Annotated in this window: 14 protein-coding genes and 1 tRNA gene; 10 read left to right on the forward strand and 5 right to left on the reverse strand. The window is 39.6% G+C overall.

Annotation, left to right across the window (positions count from 1 at the left end; translation table 11 throughout):
• Window position 1: 1 nt before the first annotated feature.
• The 10 genes from SFB89_RS04155 to SFB89_RS04200 all read left to right on the forward strand — a co-directional run bounded on the left by SFB89_RS04155 (window position 2) and on the right by SFB89_RS04200 (window position 9,507).
• The gene (locus tag SFB89_RS04155) at window positions 2–277 is read left to right on the forward strand and encodes a J domain-containing protein (RefSeq protein ID WP_331775686.1); all 276 of its coding nucleotides are present in this window, start codon (window positions 2–4) and stop codon (window positions 275–277) included.
• 112 nt (window positions 278–389) lie between these two features.
• Complete coding sequence (locus SFB89_RS04160; protein ID WP_331775687.1) at window positions 390–2,627, forward strand: polyribonucleotide nucleotidyltransferase; 2,238 nt, start codon at window positions 390–392, stop codon at window positions 2,625–2,627.
• A 339-nt stretch (window positions 2,628–2,966) separates the two neighbouring features.
• Entirely contained in the window at window positions 2,967–3,269 is a 303-nt protein-coding gene (locus SFB89_RS04165) for a F0F1 ATP synthase subunit C (RefSeq protein WP_331775688.1), read from the forward strand.
• 47 nt (window positions 3,270–3,316) lie between these two features.
• Window positions 3,317–3,400, forward strand: a tRNA-Leu gene (locus tag SFB89_RS04170).
• A 155-nt stretch (window positions 3,401–3,555) separates the two neighbouring features.
• On the forward strand, window positions 3,556–4,314 hold the full coding sequence (locus SFB89_RS04175) for a nitroreductase family protein (RefSeq protein WP_331775689.1): 759 nt from the start codon (window positions 3,556–3,558) through the stop codon (window positions 4,312–4,314).
• Window positions 4,315–4,438: 124 nt separating this feature from the next.
• Entirely contained in the window at window positions 4,439–5,353 is a 915-nt protein-coding gene (locus tag SFB89_RS04180) for a hydroxymethylglutaryl-CoA lyase (protein WP_331775690.1), read from the forward strand.
• Entirely contained in the window at window positions 5,350–6,552 is a 1,203-nt protein-coding gene (locus tag SFB89_RS04185; protein WP_331775691.1) for a CaiB/BaiF CoA transferase family protein, read from the forward strand. Before SFB89_RS04180 ends, SFB89_RS04185 begins: the two co-directional genes overlap by 4 nt.
• 120 nt (window positions 6,553–6,672) lie before the next feature.
• The gene (locus tag SFB89_RS04190) at window positions 6,673–7,668 is read left to right on the forward strand and encodes a TRAP transporter substrate-binding protein (protein ID WP_331775692.1); all 996 of its coding nucleotides are present in this window, start codon (window positions 6,673–6,675) and stop codon (window positions 7,666–7,668) included.
• Window positions 7,669–7,720: 52 nt separating this feature from the next.
• The gene (locus SFB89_RS04195; RefSeq protein ID WP_331775693.1) at window positions 7,721–8,236 is read left to right on the forward strand and encodes a TRAP transporter small permease; all 516 of its coding nucleotides are present in this window, start codon (window positions 7,721–7,723) and stop codon (window positions 8,234–8,236) included.
• Complete coding sequence (locus SFB89_RS04200; protein ID WP_331775694.1) at window positions 8,236–9,507, forward strand: TRAP transporter large permease; 1,272 nt, start codon at window positions 8,236–8,238, stop codon at window positions 9,505–9,507. The genes SFB89_RS04195 and SFB89_RS04200 overlap by 1 nt, the downstream gene beginning before the upstream one ends.
• Here the strand turns inward: SFB89_RS04200 and SFB89_RS04205 are convergent.
• Genes SFB89_RS04205 through SFB89_RS04225 form a run of 5 tightly spaced genes read right to left on the reverse strand, consistent with a single transcriptional unit; the run spans window position 9,478 to window position 14,932 of the window.
• On the reverse strand, window positions 9,478–10,278 hold the full coding sequence (locus tag SFB89_RS04205; protein ID WP_331775695.1) for a glycosyltransferase family 2 protein: 801 nt from the start codon (window positions 10,276–10,278) through the stop codon (window positions 9,478–9,480). The two genes, SFB89_RS04200 and SFB89_RS04205, sit on opposite strands and share 30 nt — an antisense overlap.
• Complete coding sequence (locus tag SFB89_RS04210) at window positions 10,275–10,886, reverse strand: 3'-5' exonuclease (RefSeq protein WP_331775696.1); 612 nt, start codon at window positions 10,884–10,886, stop codon at window positions 10,275–10,277. Before SFB89_RS04210 ends, SFB89_RS04205 begins: the two co-directional genes overlap by 4 nt.
• Window positions 10,887–12,710 (reverse strand): putative nucleotidyltransferase substrate binding domain-containing protein, encoded by a 1,824-nt coding sequence (locus tag SFB89_RS04215; protein ID WP_331775697.1) that lies wholly within the window; start codon window positions 12,708–12,710, stop codon window positions 10,887–10,889.
• A gap of 53 nt (window positions 12,711–12,763) precedes the next feature.
• On the reverse strand, window positions 12,764–14,665 hold the full coding sequence (locus tag SFB89_RS04220; protein WP_331775698.1) for a sodium:solute symporter family protein: 1,902 nt from the start codon (window positions 14,663–14,665) through the stop codon (window positions 12,764–12,766).
• A gap of 12 nt (window positions 14,666–14,677) precedes the next feature.
• Window positions 14,678–14,932, reverse strand: a complete 255-nt coding sequence (locus SFB89_RS04225) for a DUF4212 domain-containing protein (RefSeq protein ID WP_331775699.1) — start codon at window positions 14,930–14,932, stop codon at window positions 14,678–14,680.
• Between the last annotated feature and the right edge of the window lie 112 nt (window positions 14,933–15,044).

A 15,044-nucleotide genomic window follows, 5' to 3' on the forward strand; every position in this document is an offset into this window, starting at 1 on the left:
CATGATAGAAACCAAGACATTTGAATTGATTCAAGATGCGTTGGATGTGATGGATTTGCCTCCTTTTATTGATATGGGAGAGTTAAAAACACGTTACAAAGAGTTGGCTAGAATCAATCACCCCGATGCTGGAGGTGATGAAGAGAAAATGATACAAATCAATCAAGCCTATAATATTCTCAAAGAATATATGGAAAATTTCAAATTTTCATTTACACAAGAGGAGATAAACAAACAATTTCCACAGGAGCAGTATGCTTCACAATTTAAATTTTAATTTTTTGCGTTGAAAATCCCAATTTTTAGCCAAATACTAAAACAAAACGATATAATAAAGTCTTAAAAAATAATTAAAGGCATTGTGCCTTTCTAAAATAACAGGAGAAACGATGGAATATAAGATCGAAGTCAACAACCAAACCGAGATTTATGATATAGGAAAAGTTGCAAAACAGGCAGCAGGCTCTGTCATGTTAAAGATTAAAAATACAGTCATATTAGCGGCTATCTCAAGAGATGATAAACAAGTGGATGAAAATTTTGTCCCACTAACGGTACAATACATAGAAAAAACTTATGCATCAGGAAAATTTCCTGGTGGCTTTATGAAAAGAGAAACCAAGCCAAGTGATTTTGAAACCCTAACTTCTCGCATTATTGATCGAAGTTTAAGACCACTATTTCCTGATGGATATGCTTACCCAACACAATTAACCGTGTTTGTTTTGAGTTGTGATCCTGAAGTCGATCTTCAAGTTGCCGCTCTCAATGCCGCAAGTGCTGCGATATATGTCTCTGATATTCCTGTTAACAAGTCTGTCAGTGGCGTTAGAATAGGAAGAATCGATGGTGAATTAGTCGTCAACCCTACCAATACGGAACTGTCAAACTCGACACTTGATTTATATGTAGCTGGAACCAAGGAAGAGCTCTTAATGATCGAGATGAAAGCCAATGCGAGCATGGATAATAATACCCTGCCTATGATGACAATTGATCCGATGATTGACCCCACTTTGAGTGAAAATATGCTACCGGTTCAAAAGATAAATGAAGCAACCGAAGAGGAGATACTCGAAGCCATAGATAAAGCACAAGAGGCGATTAGTGCTGCTGCTCATGCTTATGAAGAAGCCTTTTCCCCAATTAAAAAAGAAGATGCGGTTCTTGAATACAAACAAGACCTTATGGACGATTCTATTGCTATTTATATCGATGAATTTTATAAAGAAGAGGTCAAAGATGCCATTGCAAAGATGGCAAAAAGTGAACGTGCAAGTGAACTCAAAACGATTATCAAAAAAATCATGACAGATGATACTGCTATCAAAGAAGAGTGGAGTGAAGAAGTCGTCAAAAATGTGATGAATGACTATAAGAGAAAAATTGTACGTAAGATGATTATCGAAGATGGCGTACGAGCAGATGGTAGAACACTGACTGAAGTAAGACCGATTTCAATTGAAACCAATATCTTGCCAAGTGTTCATGGCTCTTGCCTTTTTACAAGGGGCCAGACACAAGCTCTCGTCTCCATTACCCTAGGTGGAGATAAAGATGGACAAATGTACGAATTATTGACTAAAAAGGGAAATCAAGTGGATAACTTTATGGTCAATTACAATTTTCCGGGATTTTCAGTTGGCGAAGCGACACCACTTCGATCCCCAGGCAGACGCGAACTAGGACATGGAAATTTGGCCAGACGTGCATTGGAGCCGACTTTAGATGTTGATCGTGTTCAAACGATTCGATTGGTATCTGAAATCTTAGAATCCAACGGCTCATCATCGCAAGCAACGATTTGTGGCGGTTCTTTGGCGCTTAAAGCTGCGGGAGTGAATGTTCATAAATTGGTAGCAGGTATTGCGATGGGTGTGGTATTTGAAGATGACAAACATGCTATTTTGACTGATATCATGGGACTTGAAGATCATGATGGCGATATGGACTTTAAAGTAGCAGGAACCCGTGATGGTATTACTGCTTTGCAGATGGATATAAAACTAGGTGGCATCTCAAGAGATACACTAAAAGAAGCGTTGTATCAAGCCAAAGAGGGACGTAATCATATCCTCTCTATTATGGAAAAAGCAGATGAAGAGATTAAAGTCAATAATTCTATTTTACCAAAATTAGAGCTTTTTAGCATTGATCCTTCAAAAATTGTTGATGTCATTGGGCAAGCAGGTAAAACCATACGAGAAATTATTGAAAAATTCGAAGTTTCTATAGACTTAGACCGTGATAAGGGTGAGGTAAAAATTGCCGGTGATAATAAAGAAAAAGTAGAAGCGGCAAAAGAACATATTGTTGGTATCGTCAATCAACCTTCACGTGGTAGAGATTCACGGGGACGTGATAACAGAAGAGGTGGCAGTCACAGAGACAGCAAACCGGTTCCAAAATTTGTACAAGATGAAGTGGTAGATGGTGTCGTGAAAAGAATCGTAGATTTTGGTGCTTTTGTCGAATTGCCTGGTGGTATTGATGGATTGCTTCATGTCTCTAAAATTGCAGACCACCGCGTAGAGCGAGTGAGTGATTATTTGGAAATTGAGCAGGCTGTTAAAGTGAAGATTCTAAAACAAAATGGCAATAAAATAGAATTAGCATTGGTTAAATAAGCATGGCATACAAGGTAGAGTGAGCGTCTCTACCTTGTGCCAGTGTGGTGGCTTTTTGAAAATAATCCATCGCCAGGGAAACAATCTCAAGTGAGCGTGCGCGTATTGATTATCGAGGATATAACATTAGGGCAGGATTAACAACCCGCAAAGCACAAAATTTGTCTCAAAGAAACAGATACCAATGCATAAAGTGCAGCAAAAAATTTATATTAATCATATTTTAATTTGTAAAAAGGTACAATCTCGTCGAAACAAAGTGATAAGTAGGGATACGCAAGCCGAACGGACTTTGTAATTTTAATTAAAGATTTCGTATCTTTAATAAGGAGAATCGAAATGAAGAAAATCGTATTTTTATTGGTTGCATTTGCTGGTTTTGCATTTGCAGGAGAAGATAGTATGGTTCAAGCTTATTCAGTAGTTGCTGCTGGTGTTGGTTTGGGTCTTGCAGCTCTTGGTGGTGCTATTGGTATGGGTCATACTGCGGCAGCTACAATCGCGGGAACTGCTAGAAATCCTGGTCTTGGCGGAAAGCTTATGACTACGATGTTTATCGCTCTTGCGATGATCGAAGCACAAGTTATTTATGCACTTGTTATTGCATTGATTGCACTTTACGCAAATCCATTTTTAGGATAATTTCTACAAAAACGGAGAGATGATATCTTGTCTCTCCATCCACACATGCGGGCGTGGTGAAACGGTAGACACGCGGGCTTGAGGGGCTCGTGCTTAACGGCGTGGGGGTTCAAATCCCCCCGTCCGCACCATAAAATCTTCAACATTATTTATCAAAATTTTTTATCCTACTTACTATAATTTATTTGAGAAATCTTTTATTGATTTTGATGCTTCTGTTTAACTCTTTAGTATAATCTTTTATTAATTTGAAAAGAGATACCATTTGCTTTTTAAGGAGTTATACATGAATCAAACAATCGAACAATTACGCAATCGAAAATCAATCCGAGAGTTTACGGGAGCACCTGTTAAAGAAGAAGATTTACAACTGATTCTCCAAACAGCTCAAAGAGCTCCAAGCTCCATAAACGGACAACAAGTCTCACTTGTATATACAAGGGATAAAGCTATCATCAAAAAAATCGCAGAACTCTCCGGCGGACAAGTTCAAATCGAAACGGCCGATGTCTTTGTGACTTTTGTCATCGATTTTAATCGCACGACGATAGCCGCACAAATGGTGGGTAAAGAGCATCTCATCGAACAATCAGCTGAAGGTATTGTCTTAGGAGCAGTAGATGCAGGGATTATGCTCAGTTCCTTGCAAAGTGCCGCTGAGAGTTTAGGATATGGTACCACCGCCATTGGAGGACTTAGAAATCAACCTGATGCGATGATAAAACTCTTAAATCTTCCTCCAAAAACATTCCCCGTAGTTGGCAGCACTATTGGTGTCCCCACTGAGAAAGCCAAAAATGCCCCACTCAAACCTCGTGTTCCATTTGAGAGTTTTGCCATGGCGGATACTTATAATCATGAAGCCGTCAAAAAAGGCGTCACACAATATGAACAAGATTTGAAAAACTTTAGAGAAGCGCATGGTATGAATTATCTCACCTCTTATGCCGAGCAGATTGCGAATTTTTATGGCAAAATCTATTTTCGCTCCATTGCAGAAAATCTCACCCATCAAGGATTTGTATTTCAAGATGAAATAAAATAATCAAACGTAATTGTGCATAATTGTAAACAAATTGTGGCTTTGAGCGTGATTTGTCCTGAAAAAGGGAGGTCTGATTGTTGCATTTGATGTTTTTTTGCTAAAATCACTCCAAAAAGGAAAATTTATGGAGTTCCCCAAAAGCGTCAATATCACGGAAGTCGGTCCTCGTGATGGATTTCAAAGTATTAGTGAGTGGATTCCCACCGAGCTAAAATTAGAAATCATAGAGGGCCTCATCCAATCAAATTTCAAAAAAATCGAAGTGACATCATTCGTCAGCCCCAAAGCAATCCCTCAAACCAAAGATGCTAAAGAGATTGTGGGTACATTACTTCAAAAATATCAATCCAATGATGTTATCTTCAATGCCCTGGTTCCCAATCTCTTTGGCGCCACAGCGGCTTATGAAGCGGGACTTCGCGATATCACTTATGTGATTTCCGCAAGCGTGGCACACAACAAGGCCAATGTCAAAAGAACAAGAGAAGAATCCTTTGCAGAACTCAAAGAAATCAAAAATCAATTTCCTGATTTACATATCAATCTCGCAGTCGGTACGACCTTTGGTTGTCCTTATGAGGGGGATATTCCCGTGAAGGAAATCAACATGATGGTGCAAAATGGCTTGGATATTGGTGTGAGTGAAATCTCGCTAGCTGATACGATTGGCATCGCCAATCCGTTACAGATGTACACGCTTTTGACTGAGCTCAAACAAAACTTTTCTGATGTTGATTTTGTATTGCATCTTCACGACACCAGAGGGATGGGCTTGGCTAATGTTGTGATGGCACTGCAATGTGGCATTCACTCATTTGAATCCGCCCTTGGTGGACTAGGAGGCTGTCCTTTTGCCCCTGGTGCTGCTGGGAATATCGCCAGTGAAGATTTAGTCAATATGTTAGAGAGTATGCAGATCAATACAGGCATCGTTCTACCAAAACTTTTAGAGACGGTGAAGATTGTCAAAGAGAAGATTAAACCGACTTTGACGAGCCATATGGCCTATGTTGACACGTGTAGTAAAGGAGTATCATGATGCAAAAAAATGGACCATTAAAAGGGGTCAAGGTATTGGAATTAGGCAGTCTCATAGCCGGACCGTTTGCGGGGAGATTGTTTGGAGATTTTGGCGCTGAGGTCATCAAAGTAGAGCCCCCTCATATCGGAGATCCTCTGAGAAAATGGCGTCTTTTAAAAGATGGTACTTCACTGTGGTGGTATGTCCAATCACGCAATAAAAAGTGTATTACCCTCAATCTAAAAGTACCACAAGGTCAAGAGATTATCAAAAAATTGGCCAAAGAGGTGGATATCATCATCGAAAATTTTAAACCCGGAACGCTTGAAAAATGGAATATCGGCTATGAAGATTTAAAAAAAATCAATCCTAAAATCATCATGGTGCGTATTTCAGGCTATGGACAAGATGGTCCATATAGTGCCAAACCGGGATTTGGAAGCATCGGTGAAGCACTAGGAGGCATTCGCTATCTTAGTGGTTATCCTGATCTTCCACCGGTTCGTACGGGCATTAGTATTGGAGATTCTGTCGCTGCGATTTATGCGGTGATGAGTGCGGTGATGGCGATTTATCACAGAGATGTCAATGGTACACAAGGACAATATATCGATGTGGCACTCTATGAGGCGATTTTTAGTCTGATGGAGAGTCTGGTCCCTGAATACGATCAATTCAAATTTATCCGTGAGCGCAGTGGTAACACCTTGCCAGGCATCGCCCCATCAAATATCTATCTGTGTAATGATGGCAAATATGTTGCCATTGGCGCCAATGGCGATAGCATTTTTCAAAGACTCACCCAAGCGATGGGGCGCGAAGATCTTGCTCAAAATGAAGCCTTCAAATCCAACGATGGCCGCGCCAAAGAGATGGCATATTTGGATGCACAAATTACCCAATGGACCGTCAGCAAAACGATTGATGAAGTGCTGGAAATACTAGATAAATACCAAATTCCCTCCGGTGCCATTTATAATGTGGCTGATATGTTCAAAGATGCGCACTTTAAAGCGCGTGAGATGATTCAAGATGTCGAGGTTGAAGGCTTAGGCACTCTAAAAATGCCAGGCATTATGCCAAAATTTAGCAACACTCCAGGAAGTATCCAGTGGTCAGGATTAAAACTCGGAGAAAGTAACCGTGAAATTTATGGAGAATTACTCGGATTAAGTAGTGCAGAGTTGAGTGAAATGGAAACACAAGGTATCATCTGATAGTCGTTTTGTTACAATTTGAAATCAATAGTGATGAAATACCATGATAAGGGGCTTTTGATTGACAAATAGCGACATTTATCATAGAATTTAGGGACAAAATTTTAAAAAGGGTTGCACATGAAATTCAAAAATATATTACTAGCACTAGGGCTTGTATTGGCCGTAGCTTCAACATCTTATGCTTCTAAAACCATAAGAGTAACATTACAATTACCTATAAGTCATCCGTTAGGAGAAAATTGGTTAGAGTTTAAAAAATTGGTTGAAAAAAACTCAAATGGAGATTTGAAAGTACTCATATTTCCATCAGCCCAACTCTACAAAGACAAACAAGTCCCAGAAGCAGTTGGAAGTGGCGCGATAGAAGCGGGGACGGCCTTCTTGGGGCGATTTACCGGGTCTGTTCCTGCTGTGGATGTTGTGGGATTACCATTTTTCTTTAAAGATTCAAAAAGTCTGAGAAAAGCAGTCAAAAGTGGCTCTCACATGAGAACGATTCTCGATAAGGCGATTTTAAAAGAAACCGGTGCTAAAATCTTGTGGTGGCAAGCATACGGTCACAATGTCTATCTTAATAATGGTAAGCCAATCCGTGTTCCTGATGATCTCAAAGGCAAAAAGGTAAGAACGTATGGCAAAATTTTGAGTTGGACCGCAGAAGCAGCTGGTGGTTATCCTACGATTATGTCCGGTTCCAAACAATTTCTCGCATACCAACAACACGCTGTGGATGTCGGGATGACAGGACTCTCCGCTGTTGGCAGTCGTAAGCTTTATGAAGTCATGAAAAATATGACCGTTTCCAATGATAGTATTATCGAATTTGTAGCCATCATGAATGATAAATTTTTTGAGTCTTTGACGCCCAAAGAGAAGAAGATTATCTTAGATGCTGCGGCGATTGTGGAAAAACATTTGCGCGATAAAATCTACTCAAGTGAAGATAAAATGGTAGAAGATCTCAAAAGTAAGATGAATGTGATCGAGTTGACTCCTGCTGAGCGAAAAGCGTGGCAAAAAATTGCAAAGCCAGTGATGCAACGATTTATCAAAGCCACAGGTTCTATGGGTGAAGAGGTTATCAAAGCAGCGCGTGAAGACGAAGCACAATAATAAAATAATAAAATCAAGCAGGGCAAGACGCCCTGCAAACTAGAAGAGAAATATGATAAAAACCATCGATGCTATAACAGAATTTTTTGGAAGATTATCCGCTTGGATATACTTTTTTATTGGATTAATTGTGACCTATGAGGTCGTGATGCGCTATGTCTTTACGAGTCCGACGATTTGGGTGGATGATATTTCAACCATTGCGCAAATATGGGCGACATATATTGGTGTGGCGTTTGCATTAAAACACAAAGATATGATTGTCATCGATGTGGCGTTTAAAAATCATGATTCTGTGATGAGAAAAATCCTTGAGACATTTTCTTTGGTTGTTATCATTGTATTTAGTGGTATTGTTATCTATTATGGTTATCAAATTTGGCTCGATTCCACGCTCAAAGGTCATACGACAGGTTCTTATCTCTCGATTCCAAAATGGTTCACTCAAGCCTCCATTTGGGTAGGGTTTGCACTCTTGCTTATCCAAGCACTTGCCGAGATTGTGAAAGTTTGGACGATTGGAATCGCTCCTGATGAAGAGAGCGAAATGATTAAGGAGAGTGTCTGATGAGTGCTTTTGTCATCCTCTTTTTACTCATCATGCTTTTGGTGCTCAGAGTTCCTGTAGCTTTTGCATTGGGCGGTTTGGGAGCGGCACTTTTGGCCTATTATCCACTACCACTCAATGGTATTCCCCAACGTCTTTATGGTGCGATGGACAGTTTTGAGCTGTTGGCGGTTCCGATGTTTTTGTTGATGTCCAATATCTTGCTCAAAGCAGAAGTGGGCAAAGACCTCTTTCGTGCAGTTCAAAGCTGGATTGGACATTGGCCTGGAGGTTTGGGGATTGCGACGATTGTCTCATGTGGTATTTTCTCAGCTGTTTCAGGCTCTTCTGTGGCGACTGCAGCTACGATTGGAATCGTGGCGATACCAGAGATGACATCACGGGGTTATCCGAAACATTTTGTTTATGGACTGATTGCCGCAGGAGGGACGCTTGGAATCATGATACCGCCTTCCATCCCTTTGATTGTTTATGGCATCATCTCTGAGAGTTCGATTTCTAAGCTTTTTTTAGCCGGCATTGGGCCGGGGATTTTTTTGATATTTCTCTTTATGGCTTATAGTATTATTTATTCAAAAGTGAGCAAAAAATATACCCCACTTCCCAAAGCGACAGGACAAGAGCGACTTGCCGCCACCTTGCGGTCGATTCCGACGATGATTATCGCCATCAGTGTCATTGGCTCGATTTATGCAGGGATTGCCACACCTTCTGAGAGTGCAGGGTTGGGATTTGTGATTTCACTCATCATGACATTTGCGATGAGACGCATGAGTATTGCCAAACTCAAAGAAGCCACTTATGATGCGGCCAAAACGACGATTATGCTCTTTATTATTATTGCGGGTGCAAAGGTCTTTTCTTATGCGATTACGCTTTATATGATTCCTCAAAATATTTCCAATCTTTTGGTAGAAAATGTCTCCAATCATACGCTATTTATCTTAGCGGTTGGCATTGTATTATTGATTGTCGGATTTTTCTTAGAATCGCTCTCTATGCTTTTGATTATGGTGCCAGTTCTATTTCCTGCGGTGCTTGCAAGAGGGATTGACCCGATTTGGTTTGGACTCTTTTTTGTCGTGTTGATTGAGATGGCACTTATCACACCGCCGATTGGAATGAATCTGTTTATCATACAGGGGATCTCGCATGCAAAAATTGAGACTGTTATCAAAGGAGTGTGGCCTTTTGTCTTGATGATGGCTTCGACTGCTATTTTATTGTGGTATTGGCAAGATTTAGCTTTGTATATCCCGTATCATTTTTGAGTACGTCTCATAAATCTCCTGATTATGATGTTTGAGAGCTCCTTTGATTAATATTTCGCATTTGTTGCATATTTGTTGTTTGATAGCATCATGATACGAAGAATCGAGGAGTTTTAAAAGGGTTTTAATATGATAGCGATCAATCGCAAAGATGGTGTTTGAGAGTTGTTCGTGACCGGAATTTTTGATGATGCACGCCTCTTTGATGAGGCCGATTTCATAAAAAAGAGCGACTCTCAACCAAAGGTCATAATCCTCACACACTCGCATTTCTTCATCAAAATAACCAACATGTTCAAAGATACTTTTGTGCATCATGACAGAAGAGGCTGCGATTTTGCATCGAGACATATTCTCTAAAAAACACCAACCCTCGGGTTTGGTGAGATTTTTGGAATATTTTACTTTTTTTCCATCTCTCAGCCACTGTTCATTGGTATGCGAAAATAAAATATCAGGATGCATTTGGTGAAATGAACATTGCATTTCAATCTTTTTATCAAGCCAAATATCATCACTATCCAAAAAAGTAATCCACTCATGTTGCGCCGCTTTGATGCCTATATTTCTAGCATGAGAGACACCGTTGTTTTGGGTTTGTATGATTTTAATCGTTTTGAAATGTTGAAGAACCTCTTGCGTGGTGTCATTGGAACCATCATCGACGATAATAATCTCATCAACTCCTCGTGTTTGTTTCAGAATTGATGCGATACTTTGAGGTAAAAAATCGGCACGATTATAAGTGGGGATGATTGCGGTGATTTTCATGAGAAACTGTGGTGTTGGAGTTTGATATACATGAGTGCGGTCATAATCGCATCACTGAGGGCATCGTGTTTGCCAAAAATCGGCAAATCCAAATCATGCATCATCGAATCAAATCGAAGGTCGATTCTCCCCTCAGGGATGTGTCGGCGTTTTTTATCATGATAGATTTTGGAGACTTCGATTTGCTTATTTGGAAGCTTGATACCCAGATAGGGTTTGAGATATTTGTTGATCATTTTGACATCAAATTCAAGATAATATCCTACCAAGGGACGATTTCCGATAAAATGTAAAAATTTTTCAAGCGCGATGTGGGATTCACTTCCTTGTTCTAAGTCGATATTACGGATAAAATGAATCTTGATACTGTTTTGATTGATAGGGCGTGTGGGCTTGATAAAGAGTTCAAATTTTTCGGATGTGAGGATTTTATCGCCTTTGATTTTTACCGCTCCGATGGAGAGGATTTCATCTTTTTTGGGATTTAATCCCGTAGTCTCTGTATCAAAAACGACCATTTCATCACAGTTTTTTTCCTCAAACAAAAAGGAAAAATCAGGATTTTTCAATTTCTTTAAATTTCTTTTTTTTAAAAAACGGTGTACCATTTAGCTCACTCTATCGGTTTTGAAATGAAATGCAATGGTTTTTTTAAATTTATTGACGATTTTGAAGCTATCTTTTAAGAGGTCTAATTCGAGTTGATTGAGCTCATTGATATTGATAATGTTGCTTTTGTTTTCTTCTTCAAAAGCACTATTTTTGAGCCGTTGTTTTAATCTCAAATTGATAAGGGTATCAAATGCCTCTATTAAAGAACTGGCATATTTCTCATCGATGACGTCAAGTTTGACCAGTGCTTGTATGCGCTCAATTGTATTGGTCATGGGGATTTTATACTCCAATGCCAAACTACGAATGCCTTGCACAATCGGGAAAATGCCACCTTTTTTGACATCGACTTGATTATTTTCAGTCTTGAGATTAGAAAAAATTCCAATCGGCGTTTCAAAAATGAGGGCCGCTTTGGCAAAGTTGGCCATGATGACATCTTTGTTTTCTAATTTTTTAAAGATAGTCGCTTTGAGCTTTTCGAGTAATGTGGCATCCCCAGCTACACAAATAGAATCAAAAAATATTGCCATATGCATATAATCATCCCCACTAGGAGCTTCCAACCAGCGATCAATCTCTGCAACATACGCTTTGGCATGTTTGCGCCAATAGGGGTTTGAAACCATGATATTGCCCTCACATCTTGGAAAACCAATTCCCAAAAGTGCTTCATTCAGAGCCATCATGTAAGGTTCAAAATCTTTTTCATTCTCAAAATCATCGATGATAAGAGCATTATCTTGATCGGTTTTGAGAATCTGCTCTTTTCTACCTTCACTTCCCATGACAATGAGAGCAGCTTTGTCGGCTAAATGTTTTGGCATGATCATATCATAGAGTTTTTTGTGAATTTTTTCATTAAGTTCAGAAATAAGCTGTGAAATATACTCCACTTTAGTTCCCTTATCATGAAGCTTTTTGATGATATTAATCAAATCCTCACTGGCCATTTTGAGCTCTTCAAAATTCTTTGCTTTGTCAATTTGCATCGAGACCAAATGGGAGTGATTGGCAAAATAGCTTAAGAGATCGAGTTGTTCTAATACCCCAATGACCACATCTCCATCACATACGGCCAATCTTTTGATAGAGTTTTTGGTCAAAAGCAACAGGGCATTGGAGAGGTAATCATCGTACTCAATGGTGATAATAGGATGAATGGCAATCGGTCCGATGGGCGCGAATTTGTCATAATCATTGAAGATGACATATTTTCTAATCGTACTGTCGGTGACGATACCATAGCGGTAATTGGAACCATTTTTGACGATGATACACTTGTTTTTGGTCTTTACCATCTTTTTGAGAGCACTCATGATGGGCATATCTGCATCTACGATACAGGGAGTATGCGTATAAGTGTCACGTACTTTAGCAAGCATGAAACTTGAAAATTGAGTGGTGTATTCTTTTTGTTTGGCTGATTGGATTTTATTGGCAAAGCCTTGGATAAAAAAATCTTTGAACTCTTGATTTTGTTCTAAAAGATTTAAAAAGGTTTTTTTATCCAATTCAAAACAAATTAATTCTTCTAAGACCGAAAAAGTCTCCTCCGTCTTTCCATCAATCAAAGAATCTGCATCAAAGATATTAGAATTTGAATATACTTTGATGAGTTCCCCATCATGATACTCTCCTACCTTGCCTTTGACGATGATATAGAGAAAATTTGATGCGGTATTTTTGGATATCAACACAGTATCTTGAGTGTAATATCCGATGTTCATTGAAGAGAGTGTTTGTTCGATTTGATCATGACTGAGTATCTCAAAAGGATGGATTGATTTTAAAAAAGATTTTTGATCGAGTAAACTCATGAGGATGCCTTGATATAAAAAGGGTTGGTACTAATTGTACCAACCCAAATATTTTAATGAGCTGAAGCGGCGCCTGCACCTCGTGGAATTCTAATTCTCTCGACGAGTTCTTGTATCTCAGTCGGTGGAGGTGGTGTCATGGCACTTACGACAATCGCCACGATAAAGTGGATAATCATACCAATGGTACCAATTCCTGTTGGTGCGATGCCCCAAAGATAATCGGCTTTGTCTCCACCCATAAAGACAAAGTAGACGATATAGGAGAAGGTAAAGATGAGTCCGACGAGCATTCCTGCGATGGCTCCTTCTTTGTTCATTCTCTTATAAAAGATTCCCAATACGATGGCTGGGAAGAAGGAAGCTGCGGCCAATCCAAAGGCAAAGGCAACAACTTGTGCCACAAATCCTGGAGGATAAATACCCAAATATCCTGCGATGATAATCGCGACCACGGCGGCAAGTCTTGCTGCAAAGAGCTCTGCCTTTTCACTCAATTTTGATTTGCCCGTTTCTGGATCTTTCATGAGCACTTGGCCGATGAGATCATGTGAAACTGCTGTGGAGATGGAGAGTAATAATCCCGCAGCTGTGGATAACGCAGCAGCCAAACCACCCGCTGCGATGATGGCGATAACCCAGTTTGGAAGTCCGGCAATTTCCGGATTGGCCAAAACGATGATATCGCGATCGAGGTAGACTTCATTGATAATCTTACCATTAGCTTTTTCTTCTGCTGCTGTCATATTGACAGGAGCGGCTGGATTACTGGTGAGTTTTACTCCATCTTTTCCAGTTTTTCCATTAAAGACTGGCTTGCCTTTTGCTCCGGTAAATGCAGCGCCTGAGGCTACTTGAATTTTACCATCACCATTTCTATCATTCCATGCAATCAAACCGGAATCTTCCCATGTTTTGAACCAAGACCCTCTATTGATGCTGCCATCACTTCGTTTGACTTCATTGTTGACAAATTTTGCATAATCAACATTTTGTAGGTTTTTAATGAGATTCAATCGTGCAAATGCCGCCACTGCTGGAATCTGTGTATAAAGTATCGCGATGAAGACCAAAGCCCAACCGGCGCTAATTCGTGCACCCTTTACAGTAGGAGTGGTAAAAAATCTAACGATAACGTGTGGAAGCCCTGCTGTTCCTAGCATCAAAGCAGTGGTGAGCATAAAGACATTCCATGTCCCGCTATGACTTGCTGTATAGGCTGCAAAACCCAGATCGGTCATTGAGGTATCCAATGCGTGTAATAAATACGTACCGCTATCAATCATCCGAATACCATCATCAAAAGCAAAAGGAATTTTGCCTCCAAATCCAAGTTGTGGTAAGAATGTATTAGTCACTTGAAGTGATAAGAATATCGCAGGAACTGTAAATGCGAAAATCATCACACAATATTGTGCCACTTGTGTATAGGTAATCCCTTTCATACCGCCTAAAACAGCATAAATAAAGACGATGACCATCCCGATAATAACACCGGTGTTGATATCAACTTGTAAAAATCTTGAAAAAACGATACCAACCCCTCTCATTTGACCTGCAACATAGGTAAAGGAGATAAAGATAACACAAATAACAGCAACCGTTCTTGCGAGATTGGAATAGTATCGATCCCCGATGAAATCAGGCACGGTAAATTTACCAAATTTTCTAAGATAAGGTGCTAATAGCATGGCAAGTAGTACATAACCACCGGTCCATCCCATCAAATACGCACCCCCATCACTACCTTTGAGTGAGACGATACCTGCCAGTGAGATAAAAGAAGCCGCACTCATCCAATCTGCTCCGGTTGCCATACCATTCATGATAGGGTGTACTCCACCACCGGCGACATAAAACTCTTTTGTTGAACCTGCTCTTGCCCAAATTGCTATAAGAATATAGAGGCCAAAAGACAAACCGACAAATAAATATATTAATCCTTGTAATTCCATGATATCTCCTAATTATTCGTGAATGTCATATTTTTCTTCAAGTCTTTCCATCATTTTGGCGTAAACAAAAATGAGAATAACGAAGATATAGATAGAGCCTTGTTGAGCAAACCAAAATCCAAGCTTAAATCCCCCAAATGAGATAGAATTGAGTTCATCTAAAAAGATGATACCGCATCCATACGACGCAACAAACCAAATAACTAGCAGTTTGAGTATGGTAGAAATGTTTTCTTTCCAATACGCTTGTGCAGCACTATTGTCCATGGTGTCTCCTTGTAAATTTTTTTAACAATATAAATATAAATTATCAAAGTAGCATTATCGTAGCAAAATTGAAAAGTGAGAAGTTATGTTATAAAAATGTAGCTAGTTGAGT

Origin of the sequence: Sulfurospirillum sp. 1612, from assembly GCF_036556685.1 — a bacterium.
In the GTDB taxonomy this organism is placed as follows: domain Bacteria; phylum Campylobacterota; class Campylobacteria; order Campylobacterales; family Sulfurospirillaceae; genus JAADIZ01.

Bases quoted from the DNA above. Each gene is read 5' to 3' on its own strand.
- SFB89_RS04155 (WP_331775686.1), top strand. From the start codon at position 2: ATGATAGAAACCAAGACATTTGAATTGATTCAAGATGCGTTGGATGTG.
- SFB89_RS04160 (WP_331775687.1), top strand. From the start codon at position 390: ATGGAATATAAGATCGAAGTCAACAACCAAACCGAGATTTATGATATA.
- SFB89_RS04165 (WP_331775688.1), top strand. From the start codon at position 2,967: ATGAAGAAAATCGTATTTTTATTGGTTGCATTTGCTGGTTTTGCATTT.
- SFB89_RS04175 (WP_331775689.1), top strand. From the start codon at position 3,556: ATGAATCAAACAATCGAACAATTACGCAATCGAAAATCAATCCGAGAG.
- SFB89_RS04180 (WP_331775690.1), top strand. From the start codon at position 4,439: ATGGAGTTCCCCAAAAGCGTCAATATCACGGAAGTCGGTCCTCGTGAT.
- SFB89_RS04185 (WP_331775691.1), top strand. From the start codon at position 5,350: ATGATGCAAAAAAATGGACCATTAAAAGGGGTCAAGGTATTGGAATTA.
- SFB89_RS04190 (WP_331775692.1), top strand. From the start codon at position 6,673: ATGAAATTCAAAAATATATTACTAGCACTAGGGCTTGTATTGGCCGTA.
- SFB89_RS04195 (WP_331775693.1), top strand. From the start codon at position 7,721: ATGATAAAAACCATCGATGCTATAACAGAATTTTTTGGAAGATTATCC.
- SFB89_RS04200 (WP_331775694.1), top strand. From the start codon at position 8,236: ATGAGTGCTTTTGTCATCCTCTTTTTACTCATCATGCTTTTGGTGCTC.
- SFB89_RS04205 (WP_331775695.1), bottom strand. From the start codon at position 10,278: ATGAAAATCACCGCAATCATCCCCACTTATAATCGTGCCGATTTTTTA.
- SFB89_RS04210 (WP_331775696.1), bottom strand. From the start codon at position 10,886: ATGGTACACCGTTTTTTAAAAAAAAGAAATTTAAAGAAATTGAAAAAT.
- SFB89_RS04215 (WP_331775697.1), bottom strand. From the start codon at position 12,710: ATGAGTTTACTCGATCAAAAATCTTTTTTAAAATCAATCCATCCTTTT.
- SFB89_RS04220 (WP_331775698.1), bottom strand. From the start codon at position 14,665: ATGGAATTACAAGGATTAATATATTTATTTGTCGGTTTGTCTTTTGGC.
- SFB89_RS04225 (WP_331775699.1), bottom strand. From the start codon at position 14,932: ATGGACAATAGTGCTGCACAAGCGTATTGGAAAGAAAACATTTCTACC.